This window comes from Parabacteroides sp. FAFU027, from assembly GCF_022808675.1.
Lineage (GTDB): Bacteria > Bacteroidota > Bacteroidia > Bacteroidales > UBA7332 > CAXXIC01.
Map to the genome: position 1 here is coordinate 67,964 of NZ_JAKZKV010000004.1, position 18,198 is coordinate 86,161.

The following is an 18,198-nucleotide window of genomic DNA, read 5'->3' on the forward strand; positions in this document are numbered from 1 at the left end:
TTGTTCCGAAGCCTAAATATCGAATTTAAGCTGACATAATCTTAAAACCAACTATGGAAATCCAATTTCAAAACGCTCTTTCAGATTACAAGTCCTTTTACAGGCTACATTACACGAATGAACTGCGTAAACGAATCGCAGTAGCATTCGTTTTCCCTTTAGTAATTGGTTACTCCTTTGCCGGGCAGTCGTTTGACTGGACCAGATTCATCTCTACCGCAATTTTAGCTGAAGTCCTTTATATCGGTTTTTTCTATTTTACCCCCTATCTGATTTCTGTTTACAGGATAAATAAAGCAATTTTAAAAGACCCTAGATATTTGGAAAGAAAAAGACTGTGGATTTCGGATGAGGGAATTTCTTTTGAAACGGCGACCCGCAACGAAACTATGCGATGGGAAAGTTTGGTCTCTGCCGAATCAAATGGGGAATATGTTTCTCTGACTCTTGCCGATAAAAGATTTTATTTGATTCCTGTCAAAGCATTCCCATCTGAATCCGACTTGATAAATTTTCTTGGAGTCGCTCAAAGTGAAATTATAAAAGTAAGAGGGTCTATGAAATTGCCTAATGATGCAACAAAACAAAGACCTCCCTATATTTTAGGGATTTCATGTATCATTCCTTTGATAGGCGCATTTATCGGAATCCTATTTGTCGTTTTGGGAATTACAAAATATAAAGACAAATGGTTTACTATGATTGGTGTATTGGGCATTGTATTTACAATTGTGCTGTATGTTTTTTTAGTACCGGGAATCTGGAATACAAAAGATATGGACAGACAAAAAGCTGAGTTAGCTCAATCTTCTCTAAACTCTCTGGTTAAAGAGATCGAATTCTATAAACTTCAGCATGGTAAATATCCTCAGAAGCTTGAATTGTTGGATAGTTATGAAATCTATGATCCATTAATGACTGAGAAAAATAAGAATTCAACCTTTAATTACTTTGTTGAGGGTGATAAATACAACCTCTTTTCGTCAGGTATTGATAGAATAGCTAATACAAAAGATGATTTATACCCTGAAGTTACAGTAACTGATAGCAGTAAAATCGGGCTTATCAGACGCAACGAATGAAAATCTTTGTCTGGGTGGCTTTGGTCACCCCGATTTTTGTATAAAGAGCTCCATTTATATTCAGGGGGTGACTCTGAGTCACCCCCTGAATTGCAGAACGAGCCATTGTTCGGTTATTTAGAGCATTGTGTGAATCAAATTTGCCATTGTGTTACCCTGATCAGTCATTGAGTGAGTGGTATCTGCCATTGTGCAACCCAAATTATCCATTGTGCGAATCTGATTGCTCATTGTGAATTATACGTTGTAGAGATTATGTTTCCACCTATTTCATTTTCCCATCATAAAATACAGTGAAAATCAGAAAGGAAAGCGTTATTTTTGGCCACCGAATAATTAATCTGATCAGCAATGAGAAAAATCACACACTACTCACTACTGTTTTTAATGCTTCCTTTTTCCATCTTTGCCGGAGAATCCGTCCGCAAGGAATACACTCTGGAGAAGAACTGGAAGTTCACCAAAGGGGATGTCGCCAGCGCCATGACCCCGTCGTTCAATGATGCGAAATGGCAGTCAGTATCCGTGCCCCACGATTGGGCCATCTACGGGCCGTTTGCCAAAAGCATCGATGCCTACAGCTCCAAAATCGTGCAAAACAACGAGAACAAAGAGACCATGAAAACCGGTCGTACCGGTTCGCTGCCCTTTATCGGGGTAGGGTGGTACCGCCTGAAATTCTCCGTGCCCGAATTCAGTGCAGGCAAAAAAGTGACGCTGCTTTTCGACGGCGCTATGAGCAATGCGCAGGTATATATTAATGGTAAAGAGGTCGGTCGCTGGCCTTACGGGTACAGCTCGTTCCATTTCGACATCACCCCGTTCCTCAAATCATCGGGCGAGAATATCCTGGCCGTTCGTTTGGAAAATAAGGAAAGGCAGTCACGCTGGTATCCCGGGGCGGGTCTTTACCGCAATGTGCATCTGATTGTTTCTGACGAGACCCACATTCCGGTATGGGGAACCTACATCACCACTCCAAAGGTCTCCTCTGAATTTGCCAAAGTGAATATCAAGACTCAGATTGAAACCACCGCATCCATCAACGACCTGAAAATCGAAACCGAAATCCTCGATGCCAAAGGGGAATCCGTAGCAAAATCAGTTCGGGGAATGAGCCGATACGACGAAGGAACCCTGGAGCAATCTTTGATTGTAACCCGTCCTTCTCTCTGGTCGCCCGAAACGCCGTCGCTTTACACGGCTGTGACCAAAGTCTATCAGAACGATGTGTTGAAAGACAGCTATTCCACCCGTTTCGGTATCCGCGAGATTAAATACGAGTCGATGAAAGGCTTTTCATTGAATGGGAAAATCCGCAAGTTCAAAGGCGTTTGTCTGCACCACGACTTAGGGCCTTTGGGAACAGCGATTAACAAAGCCGCCCTCCGCCGTCAGCTCACCATCCTTAAAGACATGGGATGCGACGCCATCCGTACTTCGCACAATCCTCCTGCACCTGAATTGCTCGACCTTTGCGACGAGATGGGCTTCCTGGTGATGGACGAATCTTTCGATACCTGGAAAAGTCCGAAGGTGGAAAATGGCTACCAGACGCTTTTCAACGACTGGGCGGAGAAAGATATGGTGACGATGATTCACCGCGACCGCAATCACCCATCCATCGTGATGTGGAGTATCGGGAATGAAATCGGCGAACAAAGTGTAGCCGGAGGAAATAAGGTGTTGAAATACCTGCAGGATATCTGTCACCGCGAAGACCCTACACGTCCCGTTACGGCAGGTATGGACCGTCTGGATAACGCGTTGAAAAATAACTTTGCCGCCCTGTTGGATATTCCGGGCTTTAACTACAAGCCGGGTCGTTATGAGGAAGCAGCTAAAGTGTTGCCACAGGGAATGCTTCTGGGTTCGGAGACAGCATCGACGGTGAGTTCGCGCGGTGTATATAAATTCCCGGTAGAGTTTGGTAAAGACAAACAGTATCCCGACAACCAGTGCTCTTCGTATGACTTCGAAGCCTGCAACTGGTCGCAGGTTCCCGATGATGAATTCGTTAAACAGGATGACCTGAATTATGTTATCGGTGAATTCGTCTGGACCGGATTCGACTACCTCGGCGAGCCGACTCCTTACGATGAATACTGGCCTTCGCACAGCTCTTACTTCGGCATTTGCGATTTGGCCGGATTGCCCAAAGACCGCTTTTACCTCTACCGCAGCCGTTGGAATACCTCTGCGAATACGATTCACATCCTGCCTCACTGGACCTGGACGGGTCGCGAGGGACAGGTTACGCCGGTATTCTGCTACACCAACTATCCATCTGCCGAGTTGTTTGTAAATGGCAAAAGCATGGGCAAACAGGTGAAATCGAAAGAAAACAACCAGACCCGTTACCGCCTGATGTGGAAAGATGTAAAGTACGAACCCGGTACCCTCAAAGTGGTTGCGTATGATGAAGCCGGAAAAGCGGTTGCCACAGAAGAAGTCCACACTGCAGGCAAGCCGCACCACATCGAGTTGGTCGCTGACCGCAATCAGTTGTCTGCGGATGGAAAAGACCTCGCTTTCGTAACCGTAAAAGTTGTGGATGAAAAAGGAAACTTTTGTCCGGATGCAGATAATCTGCTGAAGTTCAGTGTGACCGGATCCGGAGTATATCGCGCAGCAACGAATGGCGATGCTACAAGCCTGGAGCAATTCCATTTGCCGCAAATGCACGTTTTCAAGGGAATGCTGACCGCTGTGGTACAAGCGTCTGAGAAATCAGGTAAAATGGTATTTAAAGTAGAAGGAAAAGGACTCAATGCGGGTGTGCTTTCGATAGAAACCAAATAAGATTCAAATGTAGAACTGTATAGCAATTTTGTTGCAAATTGATTTAGGGTATTTCTGAATTCAGATGTTAGCTAATAGAGCCGGCACATTGAATTCAGAAATACCATGAATTTGCCTTCCGTTTCGTAAGCAATCGTGTATTCATTGAATAAATCCTTAAGAAATAAGAACTACACTTAATGGCTGTTTGTTAGAAGATTGAAGGCTTGATTCATCGGCTGTTTCCTGAAGTTCGTCGATTTTTAAACGGATGAAAAATCTTTATTCGATTACATTTGCCGGAAAGAGCTTATGGTTGCTTTTTAGCCTGACGAGTGATTGATTCGTGAACTATTAACTCTCTCAAAAAGCTTTACTATGGAAAATCTATTGCTGAAATACATGAACGAGCGTATAGGCAAAGCTCCTCTGATGAGTCCGCCGCATCCGGGCCCGGTCATTACAATTTCCAGACAATGCGGCTGTAACGCCAACGATGTTGCAGAGGTATTGATCGAAAAGATAAACAAGATCTATGCGGGATCAAAGACTTTTGTTCCCTGGAAGCATGTCAGCAAGGAGATTCTGGCTGTAGCATCCGAGGAGTTGAAGATGCATCCCGAAAAGGTGGAAATGCTTCTTGACGAAACCGAAAAAAACTTTGCTGAAGAGTTGGTGCTCTCTTTTACCGATTCCTATTATGCCCATGGCACAAAGTTTAAAAAGGTAATCGGGGAAGTGATTCGTAATATTGCCGTCAAAGGAAATGTCGTTATCGTCGGACGTGCCAGTGGTATTATCGCCGGAGATATTCCGAAATCATTGCATGTTCAACTGGAAGCTCCGATCTCCTGGCGTACAGCGATGCTGAGTCATCGCAAAAATATGTCGTTGATCGAAACCCGGAAATACATTGATCAGGTAGATAAGCAACGTATGGCATTCCGGGATCATTTTAAAGGAAAAACCAGTGATAAACTGGAACATGATCTCTCATTTAATGCGCAGACTCTCAATGCAGACCAGATTGCCGATCTGATCATCAGAGCCGCAGAGATTCGTCATTTATTTGATTGATAATGGGGAAGACTAACGGGGAAGACAAATTGAAGAAAGGGAAAAAAGCCCTTAATTCTTACGCAACAATATCGAGCCTGATACTTCAACTCGTTGCACTTATAGTACTGGGAGGATGGGGCGGCAAAGAGCTGGACAGATGGTTGAAGTTTTCTTTCCCGCTCTTTACTTTACTGTTTTTGCTGATCACGGCATGCTTTGGTTTTTATTATCTGGTCAAAACGATGCTTAAAAAATAGCCGTACTTCATTTAAAAAGTGACCATACTATTAAGAATTCCAAAAACAGTATGATACTCATATTAAATTGTTACATTTGCCGCCATGTCACAAGTTCGAAGAAAGTTTATTCTTAGACTTATTGTCTTTTGTCTAATATTAATAGGGGTATCGGTGTCATTTTTCTTGGTTTTTAAGCCAGAATGGTACACTCCGCTATTTCCTACTCAGTTCATTCTCATTTCACTTATAACCTTTGTCAGTTTTCACCGGCTCCTTAAAGTGTGTGATGCAAATCCCTTGCGTTTTTCATCGGTGTATATTGGATCCACGACCATAAAGCTGTTTGTATATCTTGCTTTTCTGGTAGGGTGTTTGTTACTGGCTGACGTTAAAGTGCGTGAGTTTTTAATGACCTTCCTAGTATTGTATTTTTGCTTTACACTTTTTGAAGTGGTACAGTTGCTCGCTTTTTGCAAAACCAGAAAGTGATAATCTTGAAATCGTAATTTGAAACACAATTTTGTAATGAAATTTTCCCGAATTTTATTTCTGCTGTTTTTTGCCCTAATGGCTACTTTTTCACTCTCAGCATCCGGCGAACAAGCCGAATCCAAAAATGAAGCTCACAGTGGTTTCAGTCCTCAGAAACTTATTTTTCACCACATCAATGATGCTTATGAGTGGCACATAACTACGATTGGTGAAACTCACGTAGCAATTCCACTTCCTGTTATCGTTTACAGCAAACAGACCGGATTACATGCTTTTATGTCAGGTAATTTCCATCATGGAGAAGAGGCATATCAGGGCTTTAAGATTGCTCATGAAGGAAAAAACGAAGGCAAAGTAGTTGAGATACAACCTGATGGCTCAGAGGTGCGTCCCGTAGATATTTCGATTACTAAAAACGTAACGTCTCTGTTTATCAGTATCGTATTGCTGCTTGTGATTTTCCTCAGTGCCTCAAAGAGATACAAAGAGAACTTTGCCCGTGCACCCAAAGGTATTCAAAGCTGGGTAGAGCCGATCATTATCTTTGTCCGTGATGATGTTGCCAAAGCGGCAATTCCGGGTAAGTACATGACGTATCTGCCTTATCTGCTCACGATCTTCTTCTTTATTTTTCTCAATAACTTGCTGGGATTAATCCCTATTTTCCCGGGAGGAGCCAACCTTACCGGTAATATCGCTATAACCATGGTGTTGGCGCTTATTACCTTCGTTATCACGCAGTTTAGTTCCAATAAAGCCTACTGGACGCACATTGTCAATATGCCCGGTGTCCCCTGGTGGTTGAAGTTTCCGATACCGTTGATGCCAGTCATCGAAATCATGGGACTCTTTATCAAGCCGTTCGTATTGATGATCCGACTTTTCGCCAACATAACTGCGGGGCACATCGTGGCGTTGGCATTCTACTGTCTGATTTTCGTTTTCGGAGAAAAGAATATTTTTGCCGGTTACGGGGTGTCGGTTGTGTCGGTTGCATTTACGGTCTTTATGGCTTTGATCGAATTACTGGTAGCCTTTATCCAGGCGTATGTATTTACCCTGTTGTCAGCTATGTACTTCGGTATGGCGATGGAGTCACACGAAGAACATCACGAGTAAAATTGGAAAATGTGAAAATCTGAGGAGTTGAAAATGAAATAGAATATCAATCTTCAAATTGACACATCCTCAAATCTTCAAATCAATAATCATAGAATCAACTCAAATATTCATTTTTTAATTTAATAGACATGGTAACATTAACTGTTTTGTTGCAAGCTGTTGCAAACTTGGCCATTGCTAAAATGGGTGCTGGTATCGGTGCTGGTTTTGCTGCGATTGGAGCAGGTGTAGGTATTGGACTTATCGGTAAAGGTGCGGTAGAAGCTATTGCACGTCAGCCAGAAGCATTGGGCGATATTCGTTCTAACATGATCATGACTGCGGCACTTGTTGAAGGGGTAGCTTTCTTCGCGTTGGTTATCTGCTTGCTTATCCTTTTCACTTAATTAAAGGAACATCGGAGCAAAAGGACGATAATTCTTTTTGCTCCGAATTTTTGACAAACATTGTTTTAGACTAAAATATTACAGATTATGGAATTAGTAATGCCCGAATTTGGCTTGCTTTTCTGGATGTTGGTATCGTTCTCGATTCTGTTTTTTATCCTGAAAAAGTTTGCCTGGAAACCGATCCTGAAAGCACTCGCTGATCGCGAGAACTCGATTGATGAGGCTCTGAAAGCTGCCGATAAGGCAAAAGAGGAGATGGCTCGTTTGCAGGAAGACAATCAGCGAATCCTGAAAGAGGCGATGCTTGAGCGCGATAAAATCCTCAAAGAGGCACGTGAACTGAAAGACTCGATCGTATCCGAAGCAAAAAATCTGGCAACCGTCGAAGCGAATAAAGTGCTTGAGAATGCCAAGATTGCGATCGAACGTGAAAAAACAGCGGCTATAGAAGAAATGAAAAACAGTATTGCAATCTTTTCACTTGATATTGCTGAAAAAATTCTGAAAGACCGTTTAACTGACGATACACGTCAAAAAGAGCTGGTGAAGAAATTTGTAGATCAAATCGAGATTAATTAAATTGGAGGTTCGTTCGATTCCTGCAATTGCCCAAAATCAACAAAAGCAATGAACGATAGCAAGATATCTGTCAGATATGCAAAAGCTCTTTTTTCGCTGGCTTTGGAGAAGTCAGTCCTTCCGGCAGTTCATGCCGATATGGAGATGCTTTATCTGACTACACGAACACTCCCTGCATTTGTCCAGATCCTTGAAAGTCCTGTAGTGAAAGGTTCGGAGAAGAGAGTGTTAATCCAGAATGTCTTTGAGAAACAGGTTAATCCGGTAACGATGTCGTTTCTTAATCTGCTGCTCACCAATAAGCGTGAGATGTATCTGGAAAATATTACCCGCAACTTTTTGTCAGTTTACCGTCAGCAAAGCGGGAAGAAGGCGGCTGTACTTTCAAGTGCTGTAGCTCTTGATCAGGCAACGATTGTCAAAATGACACAGGCTGTTGCTGCCAGATTTAATGCTGTTATTGAGATGACTACTGAGATCAATCCTTCTTTAATAGGAGGTTTTGTCCTTCAGGTTGAGGATCAGATACTAGATGCCAGTGTTTCATCACGTTTGAAACAGCTTCGTCAGGAGTTAGTGAAATCGAATTAAAAGAAAAACAATAAAACAACAATATTATGGCCGGAATTAATCCTGCAGAAGTTTCCGAAATACTGAAAAAACAGTTAGAAGGTTTCAATGCCGCCATCGAATTTGAGGAGGTAGGGACCGTTTTGCAAGTAGGGGACGGTATCGCCCGCGTTTACGGTTTGTCAAATGTCCAGTCCAACGAAATGGTGGAGTTTGACAGCGGAGTAAAAGGGATCGTACTTAACCTGGAAGAAGACAACGTTGGTTGTGTATTATTAGGTTCATCTGAAAAGATCAAAGAGGGTGACCGCGTAAAACGTACCCGTAAAATCGCCTCTATTAATGTAGGTGAAGGCGTACTGGGACGCGTAATCAACACCATTGGTGAGCCCGTGGACGGTAAAGGCCCGATTGCGGGAACTTTATACGAAATGCCACTGGAGCGTAAAGCACCAGGGGTAATCTACCGCCAGCCGGTTGAAGAACCGCTACAGACCGGTATCAAAGCGATCGACGCGATGATTCCAATCGGCCGCGGTCAGCGTGAGTTGATCATTGGTGACCGTCAGACCGGTAAAACTGCCATTGCGATCGACACCATTATCAACCAAAAAGAATTTTACGAAAAAGGGGAACCTGTTTACTGTATCTATGTAGCCATAGGCCAGAAAGGTTCTACCGTAGCTAATATTGCCAAGACACTGGAAGAAAACGGTGCGATGCCTTATACAACCATCGTTATGTCAACCGCTGCTGACCCTGCTGCTTTGCAGTTCTTCGCTCCGTTTGCCGGTGCTGCTATCGGCGAATATTTCCGCGATACCGGTCGTGCTGCATTGATTGTGTACGATGATTTATCAAAACAGGCTGTTTCATACCGTGAAGTGTCGTTGTTGCTTCGTCGTCCGCCAGGTCGTGAGGCGTATCCTGGTGACGTATTCTATTTGCACTCACGTCTTTTGGAGCGTGCTGCAAAGATCAACTCTACCCAGTCAGTTGTCGAGCAAATGAACGACGTACCTGAATCGATCAAGCATTTGGTGAAAGGTGGCGGTTCGTTGACTGCTCTTCCGATTATTGAAACACAGGACGGTGACGTTTCTGCATATATCCCGACCAACGTAATTTCGATTACCGACGGACAGATTTTCCTTGAGTCTCACTTGTTCAATGCCGGTATCCGTCCTGCGATCAACGTAGGTATTTCGGTATCCCGTGTAGGGGGTAAAGCGCAGATCAAGGCGATGAAAAAGGTAGCCGGTACGTTGAAGATTGACCAGGCGGAATACCGTGAGCTGGAGGCTTTCTCCAAATTCGGATCTGACCTTGATGCCGCTACAAAAAATGTATTGGAAAAAGGAGCCCGTAACGTGGAAATCCTGAAACAAGGCTTGTTTTCACCGGTACGTGTGGAGAAACAGATTGCAATCCTGTATTGCGGTACCCGTGGGCTTATGATGGATGTTCCGGTTAGTCGCGTGGATGAGTTTGAGTCAGAGTTTATCCGTGTTCTTGAAGCTCAGCACAATAATGTGCTGGAGACATTGAGTCGTGGTGAAATCAATGACAGCGTAACTCAGGTGCTGGAGTCAGTTGCTAAAGAAGTTTCTGCGAAATTCAAAGCATAAGCCCATAAACGAATAGAATATGGCGAATTTAAAAGAAATACGAACCCGGATCGCATCTGTAAAGTCAACGCAACAGGTGACCGGAGCCATGAAGCTGGTTTCGGCGGCAAAACTGCGAAAAGCGCAGGATGCGATTATCCAGATTCGTCCGTATGCTGAAAAGCTGCAAGGTGTATTAGCTCATATTACACAAAATGTCGAACCGGGCATGAACCAAAAATATGCCCGGCGTCAGGCGGTTAACCGTGTATTGATCATTGCCATTTCCTCAAACCGGGGATTGTGTGGCGGATTCAATATCAACGTGGTTAAGAAAACTGTGGAATTGCTGAACACTACGTATGCCGATCATTACCGTCGTGGCATGGTGGATATCCTGGCCATCGGTAAGAAAGCGGCAGATGCACTGAAGGCAAGAAACATCCGGAATATTAAAGTAAATACCGAAATATACGACAATCTGACATTCAGCTCTGTAACCGCTGTGGCAACACAGATCATGGAGCAGTATGCAGATGGAACTTATGACCAGGTGGAGATGATTTACAACCAGTTTAAAAATGCCGCAGTGCAGAAACTGGTCGTTGAGCAATTCCTGCCTGTTGTTGAGTCAGATTCTTCCGTGTCAGCTCATCAGGGAATGAAACCGGTTTACTTTTTTGAGCCTTCGGTGGATGAAATCGTGAACGTGATGTTTCCCAAAGCATTAAAAGTTCAGTTCTACAAAGCAATGACCGATTCTTTCGCTTCTGAACATGGAGCGCGTATGACGGCCATGCATAAAGCCACTGACAATGCCGCGGAGTTGATAAAAACGCTGAACCTGACCTACAATAAAGCGCGTCAGGCATCGATTACCAACGAAATTCTTGAGATCGTAAGTGGAGCTAACGCTCTGAACGGATAAATCCGGATTTTTGAGCCAATAGAGATTAGCTTGTTGGCTTGAATAAAAATTGAAAACAGTTCAATTTAAAAGGCTTTGATTGAAGCCAAGGCTAACAGCTATTATTCAAAAGCAATAAACAACAAAAAGATATGAGTCAGTCTATAGGCAAAATCATACAGGTAATCGGACCTGTGGTTGACGTTAGTTTTGAGCAGTCCGGAGGTGATTTGCCCAAAATCTATGACGCACTTGAAGTGAAAAGAGAAAACGAACAGCCGTTGATCCTCGAATGTCAGCAGCACATCGGCGAAAATACCGTGCGTACCATCGCGATGGACTCAACTGACGGACTATGGCGCGGTATGGAGGTTTTCGCAACCGGTAAAGCCATTTCGGTTCCTACCGGAGGCCAGATTCGCGGTCGTCTGCTCAACGTAATCGGTGAGGCTATCGACGGTATCGGAAGTCTTACCAAAGAGAGTTCTTACGAGATCCACAACAAACCGCCGAAGTTTGAAGACCTTTCTACAGAGAAAGAGGTTCTTCTTACCGGGATTAAGGTAATTGACTTGTTGGAGCCTTATTCAAAAGGAGGTAAAATCGGTCTTTTCGGTGGTGCCGGCGTAGGTAAAACCGTTTTGATCATGGAGTTGATCAATAACATTGCAAAAAAATACGACGGTCAGTCGGTATTCGCCGGAGTAGGAGAGCGTACCCGTGAAGGGAATGACCTGCTTCGTGAGATGATCGAGTCTGACGTAATCAAATACGGGGAAGCCTTTAAGGAAGATATGGCCAAAGGCGGTTGGGATTTGAGTCTGGTGGATGAAAAAGCATTGGCAGATTCTAAAGCAACCCTGGTGTTCGGTCAGATGAACGAACCTCCAGGTGCCCGTGCCCGTGTGGCTTTGTCAGGTCTTTCAGTTGCGGAGTATTTCCGTGACGGGGATAAAAAAGGCAAAGGAAATGACATCCTCTTCTTCGTGGATAACATCTTCCGTTTCACCCAGGCAGGTTCTGAGGTATCGGCGTTGTTGGGACGTATGCCTTCAGCTGTAGGTTACCAACCTACGCTGGCTACTGAGATGGGTTTGATGCAGGAACGTATTACTTCTACCAAATACGGATCTATTACTTCCGTACAGGCTGTGTACGTACCTGCGGATGACTTGACTGACCCGGCTCCGGCAACGACATTTGCCCACCTTGATGCGACTACGGTATTGAACCGTAAGATTTCCGAGCTGGGTATTTATCCTGCGGTTGACCCGTTGGCTTCAACATCACGTATCCTTAACGCAAATGACGTGGGTAAAGCTCACTATGAGACTGCACAGCGTGTAAAAGAGCTTCTCCAGCGTTATAAAGAACTTCAGGATATCATCGCCATCCTTGGTATGGACGAGTTGTCAGAAGCGGATAAACTTGTAGTACACCGTGCACGCCGTGTACAGCGCTTCCTGTCACAACCTTTCCACGTGGCAGAGGCATTTACCGGTATGAAAGGTGTTTGGGTCCCAATCGAAGATACCATCAAAGGTTTCAACATGATTATTGACGGTGAAGTGGATGAATATCCTGAAACTGCCTTCAGTATGGTGGGAACGATTGAAGAAGCGATTGAAAAAGGAAAACGTCTGTTGGCAGAGGCTAAATAATAGGTGGCTATGCATGTAGATATAATTTCTCCGGAAAAGATTCTGTATGCCGGGACAGTCAATCGTGTACAGCTTCCCGGTGCTCACGGATACTTTGAATTGCTGAATAATCACGCACCGATTGTCTCAACCCTCAAAGAAGGAACCGTAAAGGTACAGGACGAGAAAGGCGTATTTCACCATTTTAAAATTGAGAGCGGGGTCGTAGAGGCTTCTAAAAACAATGTAAGTGTATTGGTAGAGGAGTAATCCTTTTTCCTGACAGAATATAAAAAACACCGTTTCATCCGGCTTCTGCTGGGGAAACGGTGTTTTTTTATGCAGGTGGATCAAGTTTCTTGATCAGGAGATGCAGTTTCCCGGTCAGGAGATGCAGTTTCACAATTGTCGGAACTATTTGTGCGGGCAGGGAAGGAGGTAAAATAACACCGGGGAACGCATTTGCATTCCCCGGTGTTTATTTTGAAGTAAATAGACTTAGATCTACCTTCTTTAATACCAGTTTCCTTAGATTGAGAATCAGATATTAGGTCTGGAATATTGATGAAATGAAGATCTTTTCAATAATAGGCCAGCGAAAGTTTCGGCTTCTTCTTTTCCCAAAGTTTTTTATTGAGATAATGAGACAGATAGGCACTTCCGGTTCCTAAGACTGCACCTGCCAGCACATCGGATGGATAGTGTACGCCGAGATAAACACGGGAATAGCCTACCAGACCGGCCCAGGTAAATGCAGGAGCGATCACATACCATTTGGGATAGATCAGGCTTAATGAGGTGGCCGTAGAGAATGCCGAAGAAGTATGTCCGGATGGGAAAGAGTAGCTTCCTCCTGACGAATATTTGAAAACTTCATCAGGATATGCGTTGAAGGGTCTTTCTCTTTTGATGGTGTTTTTCAGCCCGACAGTAACTACACTGGAGATCGCAAAGGCTCCCATATATTCCGTGAGCTTTTTGGCCATATCCGGATCGTCCTGTATCTCTCCAATGGCAAATATAGCCACTGGAGCTGCGATCAATACCGGTGTGATACTGTTTGAGAAAAACTGGAAGGTTTTTGTTTCCGGCTGTACGGTGTTTGGATTCAGTGCTTTGGATATTTCCAGATCAATGTTTTGGGCATGAATTCCCAGGGAAATGAATAAAAGAAAAACTGCAAGTAGTTTCATTGATTTACTTTTGAAGGATTACTGGTTCACCCTCTTCAGATATTCTTTGTAGGTCAAACCGAATGATTTAGTGTTGAAACTTTCCACCTCGACCTTCCAAACCTTCACATTCATGATGGCCGGATTGGAATAGGTGAACTTCCGGTCGGTATAATTTGCCATAAGGATATTCATTGCGTCCGTTTTCTCTTCAAGATCTTCTACAAATTCAACCTTTCCGCGGCAAATTACACTATCAGAACGCATGCTGTAGCTACAGGCTACATTTTCGTCCTGATAAACCAGTTTGTCTCCTGTAGAAAACGTGATACAAATCTTATTATTGCGTCCCAATATATCGAGGTGACTGCCTTCCGGTCCGGAGTGCAGGTAAATAACACCATCTGCATAACCAAAGTTCATCGGTAATACGTAAGGAGTTCCATCCGTATCAGCCAGTCCGATGTGGCAGATTTTACATTGAGCGATTATCGCTTCGGCGTTGTCCTGTTCCTGGGTGTGTATTGCTTTCATTTGATATAAGTTTAAAATAGTTCGTACTGCATCGTTTTGAGTCAATAAAGATGCAAACCTGTTATTCTATTAAACGGAATTCGTAGCCTTCGTTTTTGAGCCATTCCACCGCTTTGGGAAGTGCGTATTGAAGGTTCTTAACCGACTTGAGGGAGTCGTGGAAAACGATGATAGAACCGTTTCTGACATACTGCCTGACATTGTTGAATACCTCTTCACCGGTGAGCCGTTTGCTATAATCGCGGGTAACGAGGTCCCACATGACAATCCGGTATTTCCGGCGCAACAGAAAGAATTGCGGAATGCGGATGTGGCCGTGCGGAGGACGCATCAGGTTGCTGTCAATCAGTTCGGCCGCTTTAGCTACGTTGCTGAGGTAGTTCTTGGTCAAGGTGCGTAGTCCCTGCAGGTGGTTGAAGGTATGATTCCCCGTCTTATGGCCCCGGGAGAGCACCTCCCGGTAAATGTCCGGGTATTTTCTGACGTTATCACCCACACAGAAGAAGGTGGCTTTAATACCCTGTTTATCTAAAAAATCCAATACCCAAGGCGTAACCTCGGGTATCGGACCATCATCAAATGTGAGATAAACACATTTGTTATGTTGTGGCATTCTCCATACGGCTCCCGGAAAGAGGAGCCGGTACAGGAATGGCGGACGTTCTATTAACATTACTGTTGTTTAGCCGGGTGAGCAGCGTTCCAACCAGCGCTGTAGCTCTGGAATGCAGGCATATATTTCTCACCCAGTTTTGGATTAAATGTAGAGTACAATTGAAGGACTGACTGCACGATAGCGAGGTTGTTGCCCACTTCGCTCATAGCCGAATTCAACTGAGTATGATTCAGTGAGTAGAACCATTTCAGGTTTGCCATGCAGTTACCTGCAATTGCTTCTGTCAGTTCTTCCGCTTTTTTGCGGTCTCCCAGTCGGTAATAACATTCAGCCAACGACAATGATGAATAGTCGTGAGGAATATTGTAAGCCGGAAGCACTTTCTGACATTTGTCGAGCAACTTATGAGCTTTGTCGTTTTTACCTTCCTGGATCAGCGCTGTAGCCAGACGGCCAAACATGAAGCGGAATGTTTTACACATGCGGAGGGTATTTTCTTCCAGGTAAACTTTCGGATTATCTGCGCCTCCCCATTTGAACTTATTCATCATGTTATCATACATCACTTCGGTATCAACGCCGCCGTTAGGACCGAAATCCTGAGGCACTACCTGATAAGCCAGACCTTCCAGACGGAAGTATTTGTTCAGGTTCATGTAGTTTTCGTTACCTACGGTTACAGCATAGCAGATCGGACGTTTCCACTGGCTGTTTGCCAACATATCCATGATGATCATTTCATGTTTACCGATGTATTGTTTGCCTTTGAGAGATATTTCGAATTTCTTCACGATCGGAGTAGTGTGGTTTTTAGCCACAGCACCTGACTGTATAACCTGTGCAGAATCAACCGGCAGGAAGAGAGATTCGGTCGGGATAAATTCAAACTGCTGATCGCCCTGTTTTACTTTCAGGTTAGGATCGTCTGATTTAATCACATCCATCGCCTGACGAATATCCATTGGCTGGTTGAGCATATTGGTCACATATACGATATCGCGTGTTCCCTGTACGTACTGGTAAGGCTTGAACGAAATCGGAAGCGACGGAGAATCGTATGCTGGACGGCGCATTTGATCAATGTACCAGTCTGTCTGCAAATAGCTGAGGTTACATACGCGAACGTCGGTACGCACGCCTTCTACTTCCTGGTTGTACCAGAGTGGGAAGGTATCGTTATCCCCGTTAGTGAAGAGTATCGCATCTTTCGGACAAGAAACAAGGTAGTTGTATCCGAAGTCACGACAAACGTAACGGCCTGAACGGTCATGGTCGTCCCAGTTTTGGGCACCCATCTGGTAAGGGATGAAAAGACAGGCTACTGTTGCGATAACGGCGCCTACTGTTTCATTGGTATATTTCTTCAGTCCTTGTGCAATACCGGCTACACCGAGGCCTATCCAGATGGCAAAGGCATAGAAGGAACCAGCATAAGCATAGTCACGCTCACGTGGCTGGTAAGGATACTGGTTCAGGTAAATCACAATCGCGATACCGGTCATGAAGAAGAGGAAGAAGGTAACCCAGAAATCCTGGATGCCTTTTTTACCAGAATATGCCTGGAACAACAGACCGATGATACCGAGCAACAACGGCAACATAAAGTACACGTTGTGGCCTTTATTGTTGGCATAATCCGGTGGCAGATTTGACTGGTCGCCCACCAGGAATTTGTCTATGAAGTTGAATCCTGAAATCCAGTTTCCGTCTTGTACCTCTCCGTTACCCTGGATATCATTCTGACGACCTGAGAAGTTCCACATGAAATAGCGCCAGTACATGAAATTCAACTGGTAAGAGACAAAGAATTTGATGTTTTCTACCAACGTTGGCATCTGTACGGTTACATTTTCACCCATACGGTTGAAAGTAACGGGAGTTCCCTGGAAGTTAGTCCATTCTTTGTATGCCTGGATATGGTTAGGCTGTTTGCTGTACATACGTGGGAACAGCATCTTGGTTTCGGAGTAGTAGTCGTAATCCTCCTTGTAGCTGCTGATTACGTATTGATCTTTTTCAGAAGCATCTTTTTTGACTTTGCGGGTCCAGTTGGGAGCGCCACGATTTACAACGGCTTGTCCCTGGTTGTCGCGGGCAACTTCCGAAGCGAAAGTTTCACCATAGAATAAAGGACGGTCACCGTATTGCTCACGGCCCAGGTAACGTCCCAGAGAGAATACGTCTTCCGGAGAGTTCTGGTCCATTGGTGTGTTAGCAGCCGACCGGATAATAATCAATGCGTAAGTGGAATAACCGATTACGATAGACATCATACAAAGCAGGGCTGTATTCAACAATACCAGATTGATCTCTTTTTGTTTGTAAAGGTAATATCCTAATCCACCGAGGATAGCCAGGCCTAAAATAACACCCAATGCGCCACCGGTCAGGAACGGAAGTCCGATCAATGCTGTTACGGCAACAAATGAAGCAATGATACGCACTTTGTGATTTCCTTTAGTGGTCTCCAGAAGCGCCCAGATGATAGCCGCAATCAGGATTACCACATAGAAGATCATACCACTGTTAAACGGCATACCAAAGCCGTTGACAAACATCAACTCAAACCATCCGGCTACTTTTACCAGTCCCGGAATCATTCCGTACATTACCAAAACGAGCAGGACAAGCGAAAGCGCCAATGCTTTCAGTGAACCTTTCAGGTCGGCGTCCGGATTTTTCTTGTAGTAGAACACAAGAACGAGAGCCGGAATACAAAGCAGGTTCAGCAAGTGGACTCCGATAGAGAGTCCCATCATATAAGAGATCAGTACAATGAAGCGGGTGGCATGCGATTTGTCGGCAACCGACTCCCATTTGAGGATGAGCCAGAATACAATCGCGGTAAAGAAAGAGGAGTAGGCGTAAACCTCACCTTCCACGGCAGAAAACCAGAAGGTATCGGAAAAAGTGTAAGCCAATGCACCAACCACACCACTACCCATGATAGCGATCAGTTGGCCGGTGGTCATTTTATCGTTTTTAACTACAAGTCGTTTAGCCAAATGCGTGATCGTCCAGAAGAGGAAGAGGATACATAGCGCACTCAGGATAGCCGATACGCTGTTTACCATTTTGGCGACATGCGCAGGATCAGAAGCGAAGTTGGCAAAGAAGCGGTTGGTAAGCATGTGGAACGGCGCGCCCGGCGGGTGACCTACTTCCAGCTTAAAAGCGGATGAAATGAACTCCGGGCAATCCCAGAAACTGGCTGTTGGCTCAATGGTCATCAGATAAACCACTGCCGAGATGGCAAATACCAACCAACCGACTAAATTGTTTACTAACTTGTAATTTTTCATTGTTATAAAGTCATTTGTCGTGAGTCAATGAATAATAGCCTGAAGCTTTCACCTTACACCTGAAATGGCAAGGTTGCCGGCTCGCGACTAAAGGGATTTATACTCAT

General features: G+C 44.5%; 16 protein-coding genes. 12 read left to right on the forward strand and 4 right to left on the reverse strand.

The annotated features are described in order from the left end of the window. Positions 1-53: 53 nt before the first annotated feature. From MLE17_RS07745 to atpC, 12 genes are all read left to right on the forward strand, one after another. Positions 54-1,082, forward strand: a complete 1,029-nt coding sequence (locus MLE17_RS07745; RefSeq protein ID WP_243348184.1) for a YcxB family protein — start codon at positions 54-56, stop codon at positions 1,080-1,082. A gap of 351 nt (positions 1,083-1,433) precedes the next feature. After that, entirely contained in the window at positions 1,434-3,884 is a 2,451-nt protein-coding gene (gene galB, locus MLE17_RS07750; protein ID WP_410795608.1) for a beta-galactosidase GalB, read from the forward strand. 357 nt (positions 3,885-4,241) lie between these two features. Further along, a complete protein-coding gene (locus tag MLE17_RS07755; RefSeq protein WP_243348185.1) occupies positions 4,242-4,940 on the forward strand; it encodes an AAA family ATPase in 699 nt (232 codons plus the stop codon). 2 nt (positions 4,941-4,942) lie between these two features. Continuing rightward, positions 4,943-5,179 carry an AtpZ/AtpI family protein gene (locus MLE17_RS07760; protein WP_243348186.1) on the forward strand — a complete coding sequence of 79 codons (237 nt, stop codon included), beginning with the start codon at positions 4,943-4,945 and terminating at the stop codon, positions 5,177-5,179. Positions 5,180-5,686: 507 nt separating this feature from the next. Further along, positions 5,687-6,772, forward strand: a complete 1,086-nt coding sequence (gene atpB, locus MLE17_RS07765; protein WP_243348187.1) for a F0F1 ATP synthase subunit A — start codon at positions 5,687-5,689, stop codon at positions 6,770-6,772. A 131-nt stretch (positions 6,773-6,903) separates the two neighbouring features. After that, on the forward strand, positions 6,904-7,161 hold the full coding sequence (atpE, locus tag MLE17_RS07770) for an ATP synthase F0 subunit C (protein WP_243348188.1): 258 nt from the start codon (positions 6,904-6,906) through the stop codon (positions 7,159-7,161). Between the two features lie 87 nt (positions 7,162-7,248). Further along, a complete protein-coding gene (gene atpF, locus MLE17_RS07775) occupies positions 7,249-7,743 on the forward strand; it encodes a F0F1 ATP synthase subunit B (protein WP_243348189.1) in 495 nt (164 codons plus the stop codon). Between the two features lie 48 nt (positions 7,744-7,791). Then, the gene (gene atpH / locus MLE17_RS07780) at positions 7,792-8,334 is read left to right on the forward strand and encodes an ATP synthase F1 subunit delta (protein ID WP_243348190.1); all 543 of its coding nucleotides are present in this window, start codon (positions 7,792-7,794) and stop codon (positions 8,332-8,334) included. Positions 8,335-8,357: 23 nt separating this feature from the next. Beyond that, positions 8,358-9,941 (forward strand): F0F1 ATP synthase subunit alpha, encoded by a 1,584-nt coding sequence (gene atpA / locus MLE17_RS07785; RefSeq protein WP_410795614.1) that lies wholly within the window; start codon positions 8,358-8,360, stop codon positions 9,939-9,941. Between the two features lie 19 nt (positions 9,942-9,960). Next, positions 9,961-10,848 (forward strand): ATP synthase F1 subunit gamma, encoded by an 888-nt coding sequence (gene atpG, locus MLE17_RS07790; protein WP_243348192.1) that lies wholly within the window; start codon positions 9,961-9,963, stop codon positions 10,846-10,848. A gap of 131 nt (positions 10,849-10,979) precedes the next feature. Then, positions 10,980-12,488, forward strand: coding sequence for a F0F1 ATP synthase subunit beta (gene atpD / locus MLE17_RS07795; protein WP_243348193.1), 1,509 nt, complete (start codon positions 10,980-10,982; stop codon positions 12,486-12,488). Between the two features lie 9 nt (positions 12,489-12,497). After that, positions 12,498-12,737 (forward strand): ATP synthase F1 subunit epsilon, encoded by a 240-nt coding sequence (atpC, locus tag MLE17_RS07800; RefSeq protein WP_243348194.1) that lies wholly within the window; start codon positions 12,498-12,500, stop codon positions 12,735-12,737. 311 nt (positions 12,738-13,048) lie between these two features. Here the strand turns inward: atpC and MLE17_RS07805 are convergent, their stop codons facing one another. From MLE17_RS07805 to MLE17_RS07820, 4 genes are all read right to left on the reverse strand, one after another. After that, entirely contained in the window at positions 13,049-13,660 is a 612-nt protein-coding gene (locus MLE17_RS07805; protein WP_243348195.1) for a phosphatase PAP2 family protein, read from the reverse strand. A gap of 18 nt (positions 13,661-13,678) precedes the next feature. Continuing rightward, positions 13,679-14,173: a pyridoxamine 5'-phosphate oxidase family protein gene (locus MLE17_RS07810; RefSeq protein ID WP_243348196.1), complete on the reverse strand. Its 495-nt coding sequence runs from the start codon at positions 14,171-14,173 to the stop codon at positions 13,679-13,681. A gap of 61 nt (positions 14,174-14,234) precedes the next feature. Next, the gene (locus MLE17_RS07815; protein WP_243348197.1) at positions 14,235-14,846 is read right to left on the reverse strand and encodes a polysaccharide deacetylase family protein; all 612 of its coding nucleotides are present in this window, start codon (positions 14,844-14,846) and stop codon (positions 14,235-14,237) included. Then, complete coding sequence (locus tag MLE17_RS07820) at positions 14,846-18,091, reverse strand: DUF2723 domain-containing protein (protein WP_243348198.1); 3,246 nt, start codon at positions 18,089-18,091, stop codon at positions 14,846-14,848. Before MLE17_RS07820 ends, MLE17_RS07815 begins: the two co-directional genes overlap by 1 nt. Positions 18,092-18,198: the final 107 nt, after the last annotated feature.